The organism is Spongiactinospora rosea, assembly GCF_003315795.1.
Classification (GTDB): Bacteria; Actinomycetota; Actinomycetes; order Streptosporangiales; family Streptosporangiaceae; genus Spongiactinospora; species Spongiactinospora rosea.
The window spans coordinates 39,187-54,391 of record NZ_QMEY01000039.1 but is presented as its reverse complement, the minus strand read 5'-3'; the positions used below and the strand labels follow the sequence as shown (position 1 = coordinate 54,391).

General features: G+C 68.6%; 16 protein-coding genes and 1 pseudogene. 9 read left to right on the top strand and 8 right to left on the bottom strand.

Translation table 11 applies throughout. The features are described 5' to 3' along the window. The first annotated feature begins 166 nt into the window (after positions 1-166). The 3 genes from DP939_RS42670 (at position 167) to DP939_RS42660 (ending at position 3,715) form a co-directional block, all read left to right on the top strand. Positions 167-469 carry a hypothetical protein gene (locus DP939_RS42670; RefSeq protein ID WP_113986556.1) on the top strand — a complete coding sequence of 101 codons (303 nt, stop codon included), beginning with the start codon at positions 167-169 and terminating at the stop codon, positions 467-469. 278 nt (positions 470-747) lie between these two features. After that, entirely contained in the window at positions 748-2,487 is a 1,740-nt protein-coding gene (locus DP939_RS42665) for a DUF262 domain-containing protein (protein ID WP_113986555.1), read from the top strand. After that, positions 2,474-3,715, top strand: coding sequence for a type II toxin-antitoxin system HipA family toxin (locus DP939_RS42660; RefSeq protein WP_113986562.1), 1,242 nt, complete (start codon positions 2,474-2,476; stop codon positions 3,713-3,715). Before DP939_RS42665 ends, DP939_RS42660 begins: the two co-directional genes overlap by 14 nt. Before the next feature lie 7 nt (positions 3,716-3,722). Here DP939_RS42660 and DP939_RS42655 read toward each other — a convergent pair whose 3' ends face one another. After that, a complete protein-coding gene (locus DP939_RS42655) occupies positions 3,723-4,844 on the bottom strand; it encodes a hypothetical protein (protein ID WP_147268364.1) in 1,122 nt (373 codons plus the stop codon). Positions 4,845-4,946: 102 nt separating this feature from the next. Between DP939_RS42655 and DP939_RS42650 the strand changes: the two genes are divergently transcribed. Then, a complete protein-coding gene (locus DP939_RS42650) occupies positions 4,947-5,621 on the top strand; it encodes a Dph6-related ATP pyrophosphatase (protein WP_113986553.1) in 675 nt (224 codons plus the stop codon). 8 nt (positions 5,622-5,629) lie between these two features. Here the strand turns inward: DP939_RS42650 and DP939_RS48410 are convergent, their stop codons facing one another. After that, a complete protein-coding gene (locus tag DP939_RS48410; RefSeq protein WP_225878884.1) occupies positions 5,630-6,220 on the bottom strand; it encodes a hypothetical protein in 591 nt (196 codons plus the stop codon). A gap of 214 nt (positions 6,221-6,434) precedes the next feature. Then, positions 6,435-6,698, bottom strand: a pseudogene (locus tag DP939_RS48405) (RNA polymerase sigma factor); the annotation flags it as partial. 457 nt (positions 6,699-7,155) lie between these two features. Here DP939_RS48405 and DP939_RS42640 point away from each other — a divergent pair. Further along, positions 7,156-8,460, top strand: coding sequence for a cytochrome P450 family protein (locus DP939_RS42640; protein WP_199565784.1), 1,305 nt, complete (start codon positions 7,156-7,158; stop codon positions 8,458-8,460). A gap of 69 nt (positions 8,461-8,529) precedes the next feature. On the opposite strand, the gene DP939_RS42635 is transcribed toward DP939_RS42640, so the two are convergent. Further along, positions 8,530-8,940, bottom strand: a complete 411-nt coding sequence (locus DP939_RS42635; RefSeq protein ID WP_113986551.1) for a VOC family protein — start codon at positions 8,938-8,940, stop codon at positions 8,530-8,532. 93 nt (positions 8,941-9,033) lie between these two features. Here DP939_RS42635 and DP939_RS42630 point away from each other — a divergent pair, with 93 nt between their 5' ends. Continuing rightward, positions 9,034-9,654: a TetR/AcrR family transcriptional regulator gene (locus DP939_RS42630; RefSeq protein WP_113986560.1), complete on the top strand. Its 621-nt coding sequence runs from the start codon at positions 9,034-9,036 to the stop codon at positions 9,652-9,654. Positions 9,655-9,661: 7 nt separating this feature from the next. On the opposite strand, the gene DP939_RS42625 is transcribed toward DP939_RS42630, so the two are convergent. Then, a complete protein-coding gene (locus tag DP939_RS42625) occupies positions 9,662-10,450 on the bottom strand; it encodes an SAM-dependent methyltransferase (RefSeq protein ID WP_113986550.1) in 789 nt (262 codons plus the stop codon). Between the two features lie 56 nt (positions 10,451-10,506). Next, positions 10,507-10,875, bottom strand: a complete 369-nt coding sequence (locus DP939_RS42620; RefSeq protein WP_147268363.1) for a hypothetical protein — start codon at positions 10,873-10,875, stop codon at positions 10,507-10,509. 226 nt (positions 10,876-11,101) lie between these two features. Between DP939_RS42620 and DP939_RS42615 the strand changes: the two genes are divergently transcribed. The 3 genes from DP939_RS42615 to DP939_RS42605 all read left to right on the top strand — a co-directional run bounded on the left by DP939_RS42615 (position 11,102) and on the right by DP939_RS42605 (position 13,708). Beyond that, positions 11,102-11,479: a hypothetical protein gene (locus DP939_RS42615; RefSeq protein WP_113986548.1), complete on the top strand. Its 378-nt coding sequence runs from the start codon at positions 11,102-11,104 to the stop codon at positions 11,477-11,479. A 36-nt stretch (positions 11,480-11,515) separates the two neighbouring features. Then, complete coding sequence (locus DP939_RS42610) at positions 11,516-12,688, top strand: serine hydrolase domain-containing protein (protein ID WP_113986547.1); 1,173 nt, start codon at positions 11,516-11,518, stop codon at positions 12,686-12,688. Positions 12,689-12,862: 174 nt separating this feature from the next. Further along, complete coding sequence (locus DP939_RS42605; RefSeq protein WP_113986546.1) at positions 12,863-13,708, top strand: hypothetical protein; 846 nt, start codon at positions 12,863-12,865, stop codon at positions 13,706-13,708. Between the two features lie 44 nt (positions 13,709-13,752). On the opposite strand, the gene DP939_RS46575 is transcribed toward DP939_RS42605, so the two are convergent. Together DP939_RS46575 and DP939_RS42595 are read right to left on the bottom strand one after the other, a co-directional pair. Continuing rightward, positions 13,753-13,920: a hypothetical protein gene (locus tag DP939_RS46575; RefSeq protein ID WP_158578981.1), complete on the bottom strand. Its 168-nt coding sequence runs from the start codon at positions 13,918-13,920 to the stop codon at positions 13,753-13,755. A 127-nt stretch (positions 13,921-14,047) separates the two neighbouring features. Then, positions 14,048-15,031: a ParB/RepB/Spo0J family partition protein gene (locus DP939_RS42595; protein ID WP_199565783.1), complete on the bottom strand. Its 984-nt coding sequence runs from the start codon at positions 15,029-15,031 to the stop codon at positions 14,048-14,050. Positions 15,032-15,205: the final 174 nt, after the last annotated feature.

Genomic DNA, 15,205 nt, shown 5'->3' with positions numbered 1-15,205 from the left:
CTCTACCGGCCGGTGGCGCAGACCCTCGGCGGATGGGATCGAGTTGTTCGATCTGCGGGCGGTATCGGTGAGGCGTTACCGCTATCGGGGTTACTCGATCCGCGGCCCCTGGACTTTGTCCGGCCCCGCCTGACGGCAGATGCCGTGGAGAGCCCGGTGCTCAGAGATGGGCACGCCGGGTTCGGCGAGCGGTCTGGGGAAACGGACCGGCGGCAACGCCGGCACCGCGCCCCAGGCCGACTCAACGACGCCCGACCAGCGGGCTTACCTGACCGCCATTGAGACCACCTACCCCGGGTGGCACATCGTCGTGGAGCGGGGGTGGTGGTGGGCCACCAAGCACACCCCGCCGACGCGGGAGCAGAAGGCCGCCGGAGTGCTCACCCAGTTCGCCCGCCCCGGGCCGCACGAGATGGTGGCCGCGCTCAACGTGCAACTCGGCATCCTCGCCCGCATGGGCGCGGCCTGACCCGCACGAGGAGGGCGGCGCAGAACACCACCCCGTTAGTTACCGATCAGCATGGAGTCGACATGACCACCCCGGCCACCGGGCCCGAGTACATCGCATCTCCCCGGAGCACGCCGCCGCCCGCGCCTTGGCAGGCGTGAGGCCCGGGGATGTGGAGCCTGATGCCGTCGTTCCGTCCCAGGAGGGGGGAACGCCGGTGGTGGCGCTCCGGTAACCCGCATGACAGGCTCATGGGCGCTTGCCATGATGGAATGACGCCGAGAGCTGGAGAAACACTGATGAGCACCGGTCTGGGCGCCCGCCCGAGCGCGACCACCTATGACGTGGAGAGACTGGTCGGCATGGCCTGGCAGGGCCAGATTCGGGTTCCGCACTTCCAGCGCGAACTGCGCTGGGGGCGTGAGGATGTCATCCGGTTGTTCGACAGCCTGGTCAAGGGCTATCCCATCGGCAGCCTTCTGCTCTGGGTGCGGCCTGCCGCCCCGCAGACCATCACCTTGGGGGCGCTTGAGATCAATGCCCCTAAGCTGGACCAATCGCTCTGGGTGGTCGATGGCCAGCAGCGGGTCACGAGCCTGGCCAATGCCCTGCACGAGGACGCCGCGCGGGACTCTCGTTTCGCCCTCGCCTACGACCTACGTGCGGAGGAGTTCGTCCCGCGTCCGGTGATCATGGCCTCACACGTGATTCCGCTGCCCACGTTGTTCGACCTGCGCCGTGTACTGACCTGGTTCGCGAAGAATCCCGAAGTCGCCGAGCTGCAGGATCGCGCGTTTCATTTGACCACGATCATTCGGCAGTATCCGGTCCCTGCTTACCAGGTCGAGCAGGAGGACACCGAAGTCCTGCGGGACATCTTCGACCGGATGAACAACTACGGGAAGCGGCTCAGCCGTGCGGAGATCTTTTCTGCGCTCAACGCCGGGCCGGAGGGCGGAAAGAGCCTCACCTTGGGTGAGATATCCGAGCATATCGATGAGGACCTGTCCTTCGGGCGAATCGACAATGACACGATCCTGTATGCGATCCTCGCCCGCCGCGGTCACGACGTACAGCGGGAGATCCGCCTGGAGTTCGACGATGAAAAGCGGCGCGGGGTCAGCGATTTTCCCGGCGAGGACCGTGATGCGGCCTTCAACGCGGGGGAGGAAGCCCTGCGAAGGGCCGTCACCTTCCTGCAGGAGGAGGCAGGGGTTCCGCATTTCACGCTGCTGCCGTTCCGCTATCTCCTGGTCGTTCTGGCTCGGGTCTTCGCGCACTTTCCGGAGCCGGATCCCACCAGTAGGCGGTTGCTGCGCCGCTGGTTCTGGCGCGCCGCGCTGGTCGGTCCGGAGATCTTTCGAGGCAGCGTAACCGGTGCCGTCCGAACACTATGCGCCAAGATCCATCCAGGCGATCTCATCGGATCGGTCCAGGATCTGCTGGATGCTGTGGACAGGCAGGCACCGCCGCCGCTCCCAGAGTTGCGCAGGTTCAAGACCAACGAAGCAGCGGGGAAGATCACCCTCTGTTCCTGGTGGGCGCTGGAGCCTCGGGACCCGACCACCGGCGAACTCATGGACATCGCTGATCTCGCCGAATGCCTCATCGATCGGCCCACTCCGGCCGATGCGGTGCGTTATATGGTTCCCCCCCGGCAGGTCGATGTGAAACAGCGGCTTTGGGCGGCCAACCGGGCCCTGGTGCCGGTGGTGAGACACGAATCGGGCAAGGAGATCGGCCACCTGCTGCTGCACCCGGCGCTGACTGTTGAAGGACGCGAGCTTGAAAAGACCTGGCTCGCCATCCTTGACTCTCACCTGGTCACGCTGGAGATGGTAGAGCTGCTTCGGAGCGGTGAAGTCGAGCGGTTCCTGATGGCCCGGCAGGAGGTACTGCTCGGCACCCTTGAGTCCTTCCTGAGTCGGATGTGCGAATGGGACTTCGAGGACACCCCACCGCTCGCCGGTCTGCTGCTAGAGGATCTCCCCGATGACGAGCCCGCTCTCTCCGACGAGGATGCGCATGGCCCTGCCTGAGACTCGGTTCGCGGTCCTCCTCGGCCCTCGGCGGGTTGGGACGTTGCTGCAGCGCGGGGATTACACGCGCTTCGCCTTCGTCGAGGAGTATCTACACGATCCGGGGCGGGCCATTCTGGGACTCCGGTTCGAAGAGGACTTGACCGGACGGCATGCGGCAGCGCTGCGGTTGCCGCCATGGTTCTCGAATCTCCTCCCCGAGGGTGTTCTGCGTGAGTGGATCGCCACCGATCGCGGGGTGTCGGCCGAACGCGAAATGGAACTCCTGATCCAGGTCGGTCACGACCTGCCCGGTGCCGTACGGGTGCTGCCCTGCACAGATGATGAAGACAGCGCCGAGCCGTACGCGCTCGACTGGGCCGATCTTTCGCCGGAGCGGGCCGATCGTGACAGCGGCCATCTGGAATTGCGATTCTCGCTGGCCGGAGTGGCGCTCAAGTTCTCCATGCTGGCGGAGGATCACCGTCTGACGCTGCCGGCGTTCGGAAGGGGCGGTGACTGGATCGTGAAACTGCCGGACCGCGCCTACCCGCACGTGCCGCTCAACGAGTACGCGATGATGCGCCTGGCCGGGATGGCCGGGATCGAGGTGCCGGAGGTCCGGCTCTATCGGCGTGAGGAACTGGACACCCTGCCTCCGGGCGTATGGCCGGGAAGCGAGGTGTTCGCCTACGCGGTACGGCGATTCGACCGCGACGATCGACGGGACGCCATTCACATTGAGGACCTTGCACAGGTACGCGGGGTCTATCCGAGGGAGAAATACCTCGGGAACTACGAGACGGTGGCAGCGCTGATCTACCGGCGCCGGGATACGGCATCGCTCAGGGAGTTCGCCAGGCGACTGGCCTTCAATGTGCTCATTTCCAACGGGGACGCACACCTGAAGAACTGGTCGCTCATCTACCGTGACCCGAGGGCGCCCACTCTGTCCCCTGCCTATGACCTGGTCTCCACCGGGGTGTACATGGGCGACGGTGAGACGCTGGGCCTGAAGTTCGCCGGCACCACGAGGTTCGACCGGATCACGGTACGGACGTTCGAAAGGCTGGAGCGTCGGCTCGGAGCGGCCGGTGCCGGGCTGGGTGATGTTGTCGCGGAGTTGGTGACGAGAGTTCATCGGATGTGGCCTGAGTGCGCTGAGCTGCTGAGCGGTACGCCCGGCATTCTGAAGGCCGTGAATGCCGGTATCGAGGCGCGCAGGCGTACTTTGCTGGCAACTCGATAGAGGCTTTTTATGCGCCGGTTGTGTATTCGTAGAGGTCGTAGGCGACCATTACCAGGCGGCCGGGGTCGGGGGCGTAGCCGAGGGTTGAGCCGAGGGGGCTGGTGACCTCTTGGTAGCCGATGATGTTGATGCCGGAGGTGGGGTCGATGGTGCCCATCCAGAGGGCGCCTTCTTCGGTGGAGGCGAACCAGCAGGGGCCGTCGGAGTAGGCGGCCCAGATGGTGGCGAAGTTGAACGCCTGCGGGCGGTTGGTGTCGACGATCAGGTTGGCCTGGCCGCGTAAGGTGATCTGCCAGGTCGTCGGGTCGATCGAGAAGTACCACAGGTTGTGGTCGCTGGAGCCGACCGAGCAATTGGCGACCAGCAGTTTGTCCCCGGTCACCGAAACGCTGTTGATGCCGCGTTGTGCCTGTGGATTGAAGACCGTCTGCGAGAGAATGCCGCCCGAGGGAATTTCGACGATCGACACGTAACCGTCTTCGGAGCCCGCCAGAATGCGGGCCTTGGTGGGCGAATCCGAGACGATCGCGATCGAATGCACGTCGTGCAGGCCCCATGGGTTGACCGGGGCGGGATTGCGTACGTCCACGGCTCGCAGGAAGCGCAGGCGCCGGCGGATGGGGTCGTGGTCCCAGATGGACAGGTGGCCGGAGGTGTGGCCGACGACCAGGGTGCTCGTGCCGGCCTGGACGGCGCGGGCGCCGGTGGCGACGCCGAGGGACGGGTCGTAGTCATAGGTGCCGCCGGGGCGGAGGTCGGGCCAGCCGCCGTCGCCCGCGTACCACAGGGCGATGGAACTTTCGTTGTTGGAACTGGCGAACGAGTGTCGGGGCAGCCGGGCGAGCATGCGTACGCCCTGGAAGGCGGGGCTGGCCACCGACTCGCTGATCAGCGGGCCCGAGACGGCCGAGTCGACGAACTTGAAGATGCTCATCGAACCGTCCCAGCGGCCTACCACGAAGTGGTCGGCGTCGAGCCAGGTGAGCTGCTGGGCCATTTCGTACGTGACGCCGTCGGCGGAGATGGGCAGCGCGGTCGTGGCCAGCGGCGGGCTGGGGAACGCGATCCCCCGCTCGATAAGCTCCTGCCGGGAACGGATCGCCGGAGGAACGGCTCGGTTCACCGCCACGGTCTTTTCCCATCGTTCGGCTTCGGCGCTCAACACAGAATCGGGGCAGCCGGTTACTGCCCGATCGGCACTCACGATAATCCTGGAAACCGGGAGCATCTCATGGGACCGGAACTCGCGGGTTCGCCGTTCTTCTGCTCGTGGAGCGGCGGAAAGGACTCCGCGCTGGCTATTCACCGCGCGGTACGGCAGGGCGGCGTTCCCGGGGCATTGATCACGATGATGACCGAAAAGGGGGTGCGTTCGCGTTCGCACGGTCTGCACCGGGACGTACTGGCCCGGCAGGCGGCGGCGATCGGCGTGCCGATCCGGTTCGTCGCCACCACCTGGGACGATTATGAGGACAAGTTCTGTGCCGAGGTGCGGAGTGTGGTGGCGGACGGGATCGGCCGTGGGGTGTTCGGTGACATCGACACGGAAAGCCACCGGGAATGGGAGCTTTCCGTATGTGCCCGGGCGGGCGCGACGGCCCATCTGCCGCTGTGGCGGACCGAACGCCCGGCCCTGATGCGCGAGCTCCTCGACAGCGGATTCCGGGCGGCCGTCGTCGCGGTCCGGGACGGACTCCTGCCGCCCGGCATTCTCGGCAAGGTCATCGACGCGGAAATGCTCGGGCTTTTCACGGATGCGGGCGTGGACATCGCCGGTGAGAACGGTGAATATCACACGGTGGTCATCGACGGCCCGATCTTCCGGACCCCGCTCCGGCTCGTCTTCGGTGAGACCGTCCTCCGGGACGGTGTCTGGTTCATTGACGCGGAGGCGGATGCCGGGTGAGGGGGGCGTCAGTTCTCATAGACCGGGTTCTTCGCCATCCGCTGCTCCGACACCAGCAGCCGGACCGTCCCCTCCTGCGCCGACTCCGCCGCCCACACGATCCAGTGGTCGCGTACGTCCGTCGCGCGGTCGTTGGGGTCTGCTGAGAAGCCGCCCTGGTCGGAGAGCCTGATGATCTGGTACTCCACGGCCAGGCCCCGCCGCCGCGCCTCGGCGGCCACCTCGCCCACCGTGCGCTCGATCGGGTCGTAGCCCTCCAGCATCTCGCCCTTCGCCTCGGCCGCCGCGTGGGCCCCGTACCGCTCGCCGGGCCTCGCCGGACGGCCGATGTAGACGACCCCCTTGCCGCCGAAGCCCTTGGAGACCGTCACGGTCAGCGCGCAGCCGGGGGTGCCGGGGGTGCCGGGGGTGCAGCCCTTGGGGGACAGGCCGCCGCCCAGTTTGTCCGCCTCGGTGGTGCCGGAGAATCCGTACCGGACGATGTCGCCCACCCGGCTCGGGGAGACGGGGATCAGTTGCAGGCCGACTTCGAGCCCCAGGGCCTTGAAGCCCTCGGAGTACTGGGTGTGGTCGGCGAACGGGTCCTTGATCGTGACCACGTACTCGTCGCCGTTCAGCCGGATGTCGATGGCGGCGTTGGCGTAGGAGGTCGCGGTGCCGGCGCGGTCCTGGACCAGGATGAGGCCGGTGACAGCGGCGGCGGGCGGCGGCGGCGCTCACGCGTTCGTCGCTGCGTTCGGTGAAGGGGGCCGTGACGGGGTCGGTTCCGGTGCGTTCGAGGATGCGCAGCTGCTGGACCTCGGTGCGTACGTACCGGCCGATCAGGTTGGAGGCGATCCCGTACAGCCACGGGCGCGCGTTCGGCCGGGCCAGGTCGTAGCCGCCGCGCCGGCGGAACGCCGTCAGGAAGGTCTCCCCGACGACGTCGTCGGCGGCGTCGCTACCGAGCCTGCGCCTGACATAGCGGGCGATGTCGGGCGCATGCCGCCGGAAGATCTCCGCGAACGCGTCGGGCTCGCGCCGGGACCGCTCGATGAGGGACGCGTCATCGTCCTCCACCCGGCCGCTCTCACTCATTGTGCGCCTTTCGGCTCTGCGTCAGGTCACCCGTTGTTGCCGCCAACGCCCGAAACGGTTCCATTGCCCGATGTGCGGCGGGGTGGCCGAGTGGCAGGTCTCCAAGATGTACGGCAGGGCCACCTAACCCCGCAGGCGGTCACCCCCGCGCCCTCTGCCCGGCGTTTCGCGGGTGTCGTGGCCGCTCGCCGTTCCGGCACCGGCTGTTCAGGGGAGGGGAGGGCCAGGGCGGCGGCGTCGGCAGTGGGGTGGCGGCGGCGTGGAGGGGGAACATGAGGGCGAGAGGGATGTCGCCGAGCCGAGGGGGAACGGGTTGTCCACCGACGAGGTTCCGCCCACGAATCCCGCCCCCGGCGAGGCGCGGGCGGCGAATCCCGGCCGTCGCGGGGTGCGGGTCACGAATCCTGGTCCTGGTGGGATCTTGTCTCCGGGTACTGGATCTGGCGAGGGGCTGTCCGTGGGCCTTGGTTCTGCCGAGGATGTGCCGGTGAGTCCCGGTTCTGGTGAGGTCGTGCGGGTGAATGCCAGTGCGGAGGAGGTGTCGGCCGTGGGCCCTGACTTTGGGGAGTCGTTGCCTGCCGGGCCCGAGTTCGTGGCGGACCCCTATGGTTTCTACGCCGAGTTGCGCCGTTCGCGGCCCGCGCATTTCGTGCGGCTAAAGAACGGCCTCTACGCCTGGCTCATCACCCGCTACGCCGATGCCCGGCTGGTGCTTTCCGATCCCCGTTTCAGCAAGGACCCCGGCCGTGCGCCCGCCGACTGGCAGGAGGCCGGGCGGGGCAAGCCGCTTGAGGATCGTTCGGGGTTGGGGGCGCATCTTCTGACGTTCGATCCGCCCGAGCACACTCGCCTACGGTCCGTCGTTTCCGGGTTCTTCCACCGGCGCAGGCTGGCGGCGAAACTCGGCGGCGTCATCGAGGAAACGGTGGAAACGCTGCTACAGCGGCTGGCCACCACCGACGAAGCCGACCTGATCGAGAGTTTCGCCGCCCCCATGCAGGCCACGGTGATCTGCGAAATCCTCGGCATTCCGGCCGCGCATCGCGCGGACTTCGGGCGGTGGTGTGATGATGTCGTGCTCTCCCGGGGGACCGGTGGTGCGGCGCGCGCCGCGGCGATGGGCAACCTGCTTGAGTACATCACCGGCATCGTCGCGGAGAAGGCCGCGGCGCCCGGGGACGACGTGATCAGCACGTTGGCCGACCCGGACGGCGAGCTGAGCCTGGACGAGGTCGTTCCGATGATCTTCCTGCTGCTCGTGGCCGGGTACGAGACCACGATCAACCTGGTCGGCAACGGAATGCTCGCGCTCATGGCGGACCCCGGCCAGCGGTCGCTGCTGCGCGACCGGCCCGACCTCCTTACGTCCGCCATTGAGGAACTGCTGCGTTATGACAGCGCCACCGAGTTCTCCACCTGGCGGTTCACGCTGGAGCCGGTCCAGATCGCCGATACCGTGATTCCCGCGGGGCAACCCGTGCTCGTCGCCCTGGCCGCCGCCAATCGTGACCCGGAGGCGTTCGCGGACCCCGACCGGCTCGACCTTCAGCGCGCCGACAATGCTCACCTGAGTTTCGGGCACGGCGTCCATTACTGCGTCGGCGCTTCCCTGGCCCGGCTGGAAGGGCGGATCGCCATCGGCGGGCTGATCCGCGCGTTTCCCGAAATGGCGCTCGCCGTCCGTCCGGAGGAAGTGGAGTGGAAATCGAGCCTGACGGTCCGGGGCCCGGTACGGCTGCCGGTTCGCCTTCGCCCCCGCTGAAGACGACCTGAAGACGACCTGAAGACGACCCGGAGACGACCCGGAGACGACCTGAAGGCGACCTGACGGTCAGGCGTACTGCGCCGCGAATTCGGGCGAGGGCGGGATCGGCGTGATGACGTCGATGAGCACTCCGTCAGGGGCGGCGACGATGAAATGCCGCTGGCCGAAGTCCTCACTGCGCAGCGGCAGTTTCGGTATCAGGCCCGCGTCGGCGACCAGGCGCTCCCATTCGGCGTCCACGTCGGCGACCTCGAAGTTCAGCAGCAGGCCCTGCACCGGCCGCCGGTACTCCTCGGGGATCGTGGGGTGGGTGTGGTCGAGAAGCGCCAGTTCGTAGGCGGGGTCGCCGGGGCGGCGCAGGCTCACGTACCAGTCCGCCTCGAAGATCGGCTCGAAGCCGAACAGGCCCGTGTAGAAGTCGCGTGACTCCGCGATGGCGCTCGTGCAGATCACCGGATAGAAGCCGGTCAGTCGCATGGTTCGTCCCCCTGTCGATAGTTCACATACCATCGGTATGTCACGCTACCGTAGGAACATACCAGCGGTATGTCAACCAGGGACGGCACGATCATGGGACCCACGAGCCGGGCGCACCAGCGTGAGCAGACGATCCGCACGCTGGTCACCGAGGCCAGGCGGCTGTTCGCCGGACGCGGGTACGGCGCGGTCGGGCTGGCCGAGATCGTCACCGCCGCCGGGGTGACCAAGGGCGCGCTCTACCACCACTTCGACGGCAAGGCGGGGCTGTTCCGCGCCGTCCTGGAACAGGTGCAGCAGGAGGTGGCCGCGCGGGTCGCGGCGGAGGCAGAGCGGCACGACGACCCGTGGGAGCAGTTGACGGCGGGCTGCCGGGCCTTCCTGGCCGCCGGTTCAGATCCGGAGGTCCAGCAGATCATGCTGGTGGACGGCCCGGCCGTACTGGGGTGGAGCGAGTGGCGGGCGATGGACGAGGCGGCCTCCGCGCGGCACCTGGGCGAGGTCCTGCAAGCGCTCATCGACGACGGGACCATCGCCTTCCGGCGCGTCGAACCGCTCACTCACCTGCTGTCCGGCGCGATGAACGAGGCCGTCCTGTGGCTCGCCCGCCCCGGCGGGCCACAGGACCGCCCCCGCGAACCAGGCGACCGCCCCCGCGACCTCGCCGACACCACGGCCGCCCTGACCCGCATGCTGGAAGCCCTGCGGGCCTGACCGGCGGTCAGCGGGCGAGCACCCCGGCTCCGGCCAGGGATTCGACAGGTGCCGGGCCGTCGGCCGCGCCGGGGTCGGGACGCCAGAGGGCGGGGCTGACCAGGCCGGGCGGCAGCGGCTCGAAGCCGGTGAACAGCTTCTCGATCTCCTGCCGGGTGCGGGCGGTGACGGGGGTGGCGGTCCGCCGGTAGACGGACGTGCCGGTGGTGACCTCGCCGGCGGGCATGGTGTCGGTGCAGGCGTGCGTCAGTACGAACCACGAGCCGGGGGCGCACGCGTCGCGCAGGGTCGCGACGATCCGCGAGGGGTCGTCGGCCCGGTCGATGAAGTGCAGCACCGCCACGGCCAGGATCGCCACCGGGCGGCCGAAGTCCAGCAGGTCGCGGACCTGTGGGTGGGCGAGTACGGCGGCCGGGTCGCGCAGGTCGCCGGGTACGGTGGCCAGCCCCTCGCCGCGCAGCGCCTCCTCGCCGTGCGCGATGACGTGCGGGTCGTTGTCGACGTAGACGACGCGGGCGGCGGGCCGGGAGCGGCGGGCGACCTCGTGCGTGTTGGGGGTCAGCGGCAGCCCGCACCCGAGGTCCAGGAACTGGTCGATCCCGGCCTCCGCCGCATGCCGTACGGCGCGCAGCCCGAACGCGCGGTTCGCGACCGCCGCCTGACGGACGGTGGGGTACTTGGACTCCAGTAGCGCGGCGGCGGCGCGATCGGCGGCGAAGTTGATGTCGCCGCCGAGTAACGCGTTGTAGATGCGCGCCGCGCTCGCCTGGTGGCCGTCGTCGGGGGCCTCGGTCACGGGCTGGTCCGTTCTGTCGGTGGCCGGGGGGAAGCGCCACCATGCTACTGAGCGGATCAGTCGTCGCCGGTGGTGATGATCAGACGGTACTTGGCGGAGGAGCCGTTCGCGCTGAAGGTGATCACGTACAGGCCCGCAGCGGCCGAGGGCGAGACGTAGAACACGACGTAGATGGGGTCGGGGTTGGACAGGCCCATCGTCACCCCGGGCGGGGCGCCGGAGACGGTGAGGAGGCCCACCGGCTCGTCGGAGTGCAGGGTCGTCTTGGTCGAGCCGCCCGGTGAGACGGTGCCCGAGGTGGGGGTGAGCCAGATTCCAGGGTGCGCGGCGGTGCGGGCGGGCGTCGCCGCGTCGGCGGTCGTGGTGGTGAGGCCAAGGCCGAGTACCAAGGCCGCGATCGTGGCCACATTGCGGAGAACTCGCATGTGAGGTACCTCCGTTGGCGCCGAATGTGCGTACGGACGCACTCACGATGACACCGGGCGGCGGCACCGCCTACCCCACGATCGCCCCATAACCGGCGGCTATGGCAGCACCTTCGAGCGACCTCTCCGCGCGGCCCCTCAGGCAACGTTGTCCACATTGTTGACGATGTTCTCAACTGCCAACTAACATCGTCTCTACCGAAGACGACGGAAGAACAGGTGTGCCATGACCGAGTCCTACCTTGGCGTGCTCGGCATCGCCGACGCGCTCGGGGTGAGCCGGCACGCGGTGCACAAGTGGCGCTCGCGCTATCCGGGCGATTCCAGCCACCCGTTCCCCACCCCCGACGTCGAGGTGGACGGGGCCCCCGGCTGGCGGCCGGCGCGGCTCGACGAGATCGTCCAGTGGCGCAACGGCCTGCCAGGACGCGGTACGGGCGGCGGCCGGCCCCCCGCCGCGCGCCAGGAGTACCTGCGGGCGGCGGCCGAACGCGGCCTGGAGCGCGATGAGGCGATCCGCGCGCTGGTGACGTTCACCGAGGAGTTCCCGGAGATGACCGAGCCGGAGATCTGCGGCTGGCTCGTCGACCACTGGCGCAACTGACCGATCTTGCAACACCTGAACCTAAGGCGATGACGCATGCCCGAAATCGGCGGGGAGACCGCACCGGGATTCGAAGGAGTGCGGGAGGCGTTCGCGGCCAACCTGGCCGGCGGACAGGAGATCGGCGCCGCCGTCGGCGTCTACCTGCACGGCGAGAAGGTGGTGGACCTGTGGGGCGGCGTGGCCGATCCCGGTACCGGGCGCCGCTGGGAGCGCGACACCCTCGCGGTCGTGTTCTCCACCACCAAGGGGGTCACGGCGGGGTGCGCGCACCTGCTGGCCCAGCGCGGCGAACTCGATCTCGACGCGCCGGTGGCGGAGTACTGGCCGGAGTTCGCGGCGAACGGCAAGGGACGCGTCCCGGTCCGCTGGCTGCTCACCCACCAGGCGGGGCTGCCGGTGATCGACCGGCCGATCACCCCGGCCCAGGCCATGGCCTGGGAACCGATGGTGACCGCGCTGGCCGCGCAGCGTCCGGTCTGGGAGCCGGGCACCGCGCACGGGTACCACGCGCACACGTACGGCTGGCTCGTCGGCGAGGTCGTGCGCCGGGTGAGCGGGCGCAGTATCGGCAGGTTCCTCGCCGAGGAGATCGCCGCACCGCTCGGCCTGGACCTGTGGATCGGGCTGCCCCAATCGGAACAGGACCGGGTCGCCCGGATCGTCGTGCCGCCGCCCACCCCTCTTGGAACCGGCCTGGACTCCGTCCCGGAGTCCGCCCGCGAGATGATCGCGGCCTTCACCGATCCGGCGTCGCTGAGCCTGCGGGCCATGTCCGTGGTCACGCCCATGCTGAACCACGACGACCCCGCCGAACAGCGGGCCGAGTTCCCCGCCACCAACGGCATCTGCACCGCCCGCGCCCTGGCCCGCTACTACGCCGCGCTGATCGGCGAGGTGGACGGGCACCGCGTCCTCACCCCCGGGACGCTGGCGGCGGCGACGGCCCTCCAGGCGAGCGGCAAGGACGAGATCCTGCGCACGCCTGTCCGCATCGCCACCGGTTTCGGCCTGCCGATGCCCGGCCTGTTCTGGCACGGCCCGGCCGCTTTCGGGTTCGGGGGGTACGGCGGGTCGCTCGGTTTCGCCGACCCGGCGACGGGGCTGGCCTTCGGATACGTCATGAACCACATCCAGGAGGGCGTGCCTGACCGCCGCGCCGCCGGCCTTCTGGCCGCCGTCCGGCGGGCGATCGCGACCCGGGCATAACGGTTGCCATCGCCGCCCGGCGTTGTCAATACTCGGCTGCCTGATAAGAAATAGACAATTTTCTTACCTGGCGGCCTGCATTTTCGCATGATGCGGATCAGAACTGTACGCCGAGCCATACCGAATGCTGAGAACGGGGTTGACTGACTTCGGGGCCCACGTAAAACTCTCAGCATGGGGCTAACGCAGATATGGCGCAAAGACTGGACGACCGGGTGGACGACGCTCGCACCCTTCAAACTGTACGGCGGATATTATCTGCTGTCGTACAAGAGCGGGGCGGGAAACGCCGATCTCAGTAAGTTCCGCAAGGACGGCGAGTACGACGAGGTGTGGCAGGCGGGCTGGACGACGGGCTGGACGACGCTCACCCCGTTCGAGCTGTACGGCGAGTACTACCTGCTCTCCTACAAGTCGGGGGCGGGAAATGCGGACCTGAGCAAGTGGAATAAGGACGGCTCCTACAGCGGCGTCTGGCAGCACACCTGGACCACCGGCTGGACCACGCTGACCCCGTTCGAGCTGTACGGCGAGTATTACCTGCTGTCCTATAAGAACGGATCGGGCGAGGCGAGCCTGGACAAGTTCGGTAAGGACGGTTCCTACGCGAATGTGTGGCGGCACGGGTGGAGCACGGGCTGGACGACGCTCGCCCCCTTCGAGCTGTACGGTGAGTATTACCTGCTGTCCTACAAGAGCGGGACGGGCGAGGCCAGCCTTGACAAATTCGGTAAGGACGGCTCCTATAGCAATGTGTGGAAGCAGGGCTGGACGACCGGCTGGACGAACGTCGTCCCGTTCAGGGCGGACGGCGAGTACTACCTGCTGTCCTACAAGAACGGCTCGGGCGAGGCGGACCTGAGCAAGTTCCACAAGGACGGCTCCTGGACCGGCGTCTGGCAGCAGGGCTGGACGACCGGCTGGACCACGCTGGCCCCGTTCGAGCTGTACGGCGAGCCCTACCTGCTTTCTTACAAGAAGGACGCCGGAACGGCCGAGCTGGACCGCTTCGACTTCTGACCTGCACCCCTGCATCAAGCTGCATCAAGGGCCCGGACCAGCCTTCAGCGGCCGGCCGGGCCCTTGGCGGTGAACAGGTAGTTGCGGTGGGCCGGGGACACGCCGGAGACCCGCTCCCAGGCGCCGTGCCGCCAGGCGCGCATGGCGTAGCCGTGGTCGGCGAGCCAGGACAGCAGGTCGGCGGTGTCGGTGCCGAATCTCGACAGGTTCACAAAATCCACCTGGCCGATCCCGGCGCTTTCGCACGATCCGTCGAGCGTGCGCATCGCCACCACGACCTCGATGTGCTCGCCGAACGCCCGATTCTGGCCGAGCCCAAATGCGGAGGGTGATCCGGGTTCAGCGCGGGGCGTCGCGGCGTTCCAGCTCCGAGGCGAAGTTCTGGAGGGAGGCGGCGCACTTGCGGGCCGCGTCGGCGACCGTGGTCGCGCAGTGCGTCGGTACGTTGGCCGCGAGTTTGTCCCACTCGGCCGACTCAAGGGCGTGCACGTCGAGCAGGGTGAGCACCCGCCGGCCCATCTCGCTCTGCCGCAGCGCGGGGTCGCGTTTGAGGGTCTGGACGATCGGCCGCAGCTCGGCGTCGATCTCGTCGCGGTCCGGCCTTCTGCAGGGAGGGGTGGGAGCGGGGGCGGCCCGGGGCGCGCCGCGCTGGCGGGGCGGCAGCGGGTCCTGGCCGCTGCGCACCCGCTCGCGTACGTCCTTGGCGGTGGACAGCGAGATCCCGGCCCTGGCGGCGATCTCGCGCAGCGAGGCCCCGGGCCGCTCGGCGAGCACCGCGCCCGCCCGCCTGCGACCCACGGCGGGATCGACCGCCCGGACCCTGCCGTCCCGGCCCACCCGGGCGTTCGAGTGCGGAACCTCCCCGGTCGAACGGCGCCGCAGCGCGCCCACCGTCTTGGCGGAGACACCCGCGACCGAGGCGATGGCCCGGTCCGACCAGTGCCAGTGGGTGGTGATGATCCGCTCCGCGGCGGCGTTGCGGTCGGCCTGGGTGAGCGGCAGGCCGTGCGCGGAGTTGAGGCCGACGGAGAGGACGAACGCGTCGTCCCGCGGCCCGTCGAAGAACACCGCCTCGATCTCCCGCTCGCCGCGCAGCGCGGCGGCCCTGAGCCGGTGCATGCCGTCGATCACCCGCATGGTCGGGCGGTGGACCACGATGGGGGGCAGCGGCGCGTCCTGCTCGGCGAGCAGCCGGACGTGCTCGGCGTCCTCACCGCCGCGGCGCGGCGAGTCGGCCGCGCGCAGCGAGGCGATCGGCAGCCTGCGCGGCTCGGAAAAGCGCTCGCCGATTATTCCGGATAACTGATTTCGGGAATTCGCCACGCGTGCCGGGGTTTCCGGCGGTGGAATTTGTGGTGACCTGGCCAACGAGTCTTTCGACATGTCTCCTCGCCTGTCGCGGAGGTAACGCAGTCGCCATCGTTGTGCGGGTCGCGGGGGTGTGACGCTGGATGTGACGCTGGGTGTGCGAAAGATCACTTATAAGGATGCTATGCC

Excerpts from the sequence above, each read along its gene's own strand:
- DP939_RS42670 (WP_113986556.1), top strand. The coding sequence starts at position 167 with ATGGGCACGCCGGGTTCGGCGAGCGGTCTGGGGAAACGGACCGGCGGC.
- DP939_RS42665 (WP_113986555.1), top strand. The coding sequence starts at position 748 with ATGAGCACCGGTCTGGGCGCCCGCCCGAGCGCGACCACCTATGACGTG.
- DP939_RS42660 (WP_113986562.1), top strand. The coding sequence starts at position 2,474 with ATGGCCCTGCCTGAGACTCGGTTCGCGGTCCTCCTCGGCCCTCGGCGG.
- DP939_RS42650 (WP_113986553.1), top strand. The coding sequence starts at position 4,947 with ATGGGACCGGAACTCGCGGGTTCGCCGTTCTTCTGCTCGTGGAGCGGC.
- DP939_RS42635 (WP_113986551.1), bottom strand. The coding sequence starts at position 8,940 with ATGCGACTGACCGGCTTCTATCCGGTGATCTGCACGAGCGCCATCGCG.
- DP939_RS42630 (WP_113986560.1), top strand. The coding sequence starts at position 9,034 with ATGGGACCCACGAGCCGGGCGCACCAGCGTGAGCAGACGATCCGCACG.
- DP939_RS42620 (WP_147268363.1), bottom strand. The coding sequence starts at position 10,875 with ATGCGAGTTCTCCGCAATGTGGCCACGATCGCGGCCTTGGTACTCGGC.
- DP939_RS42615 (WP_113986548.1), top strand. The coding sequence starts at position 11,102 with ATGACCGAGTCCTACCTTGGCGTGCTCGGCATCGCCGACGCGCTCGGG.
- DP939_RS42610 (WP_113986547.1), top strand. The coding sequence starts at position 11,516 with ATGCCCGAAATCGGCGGGGAGACCGCACCGGGATTCGAAGGAGTGCGG.
- DP939_RS42605 (WP_113986546.1), top strand. The coding sequence starts at position 12,863 with ATGGGGCTAACGCAGATATGGCGCAAAGACTGGACGACCGGGTGGACG.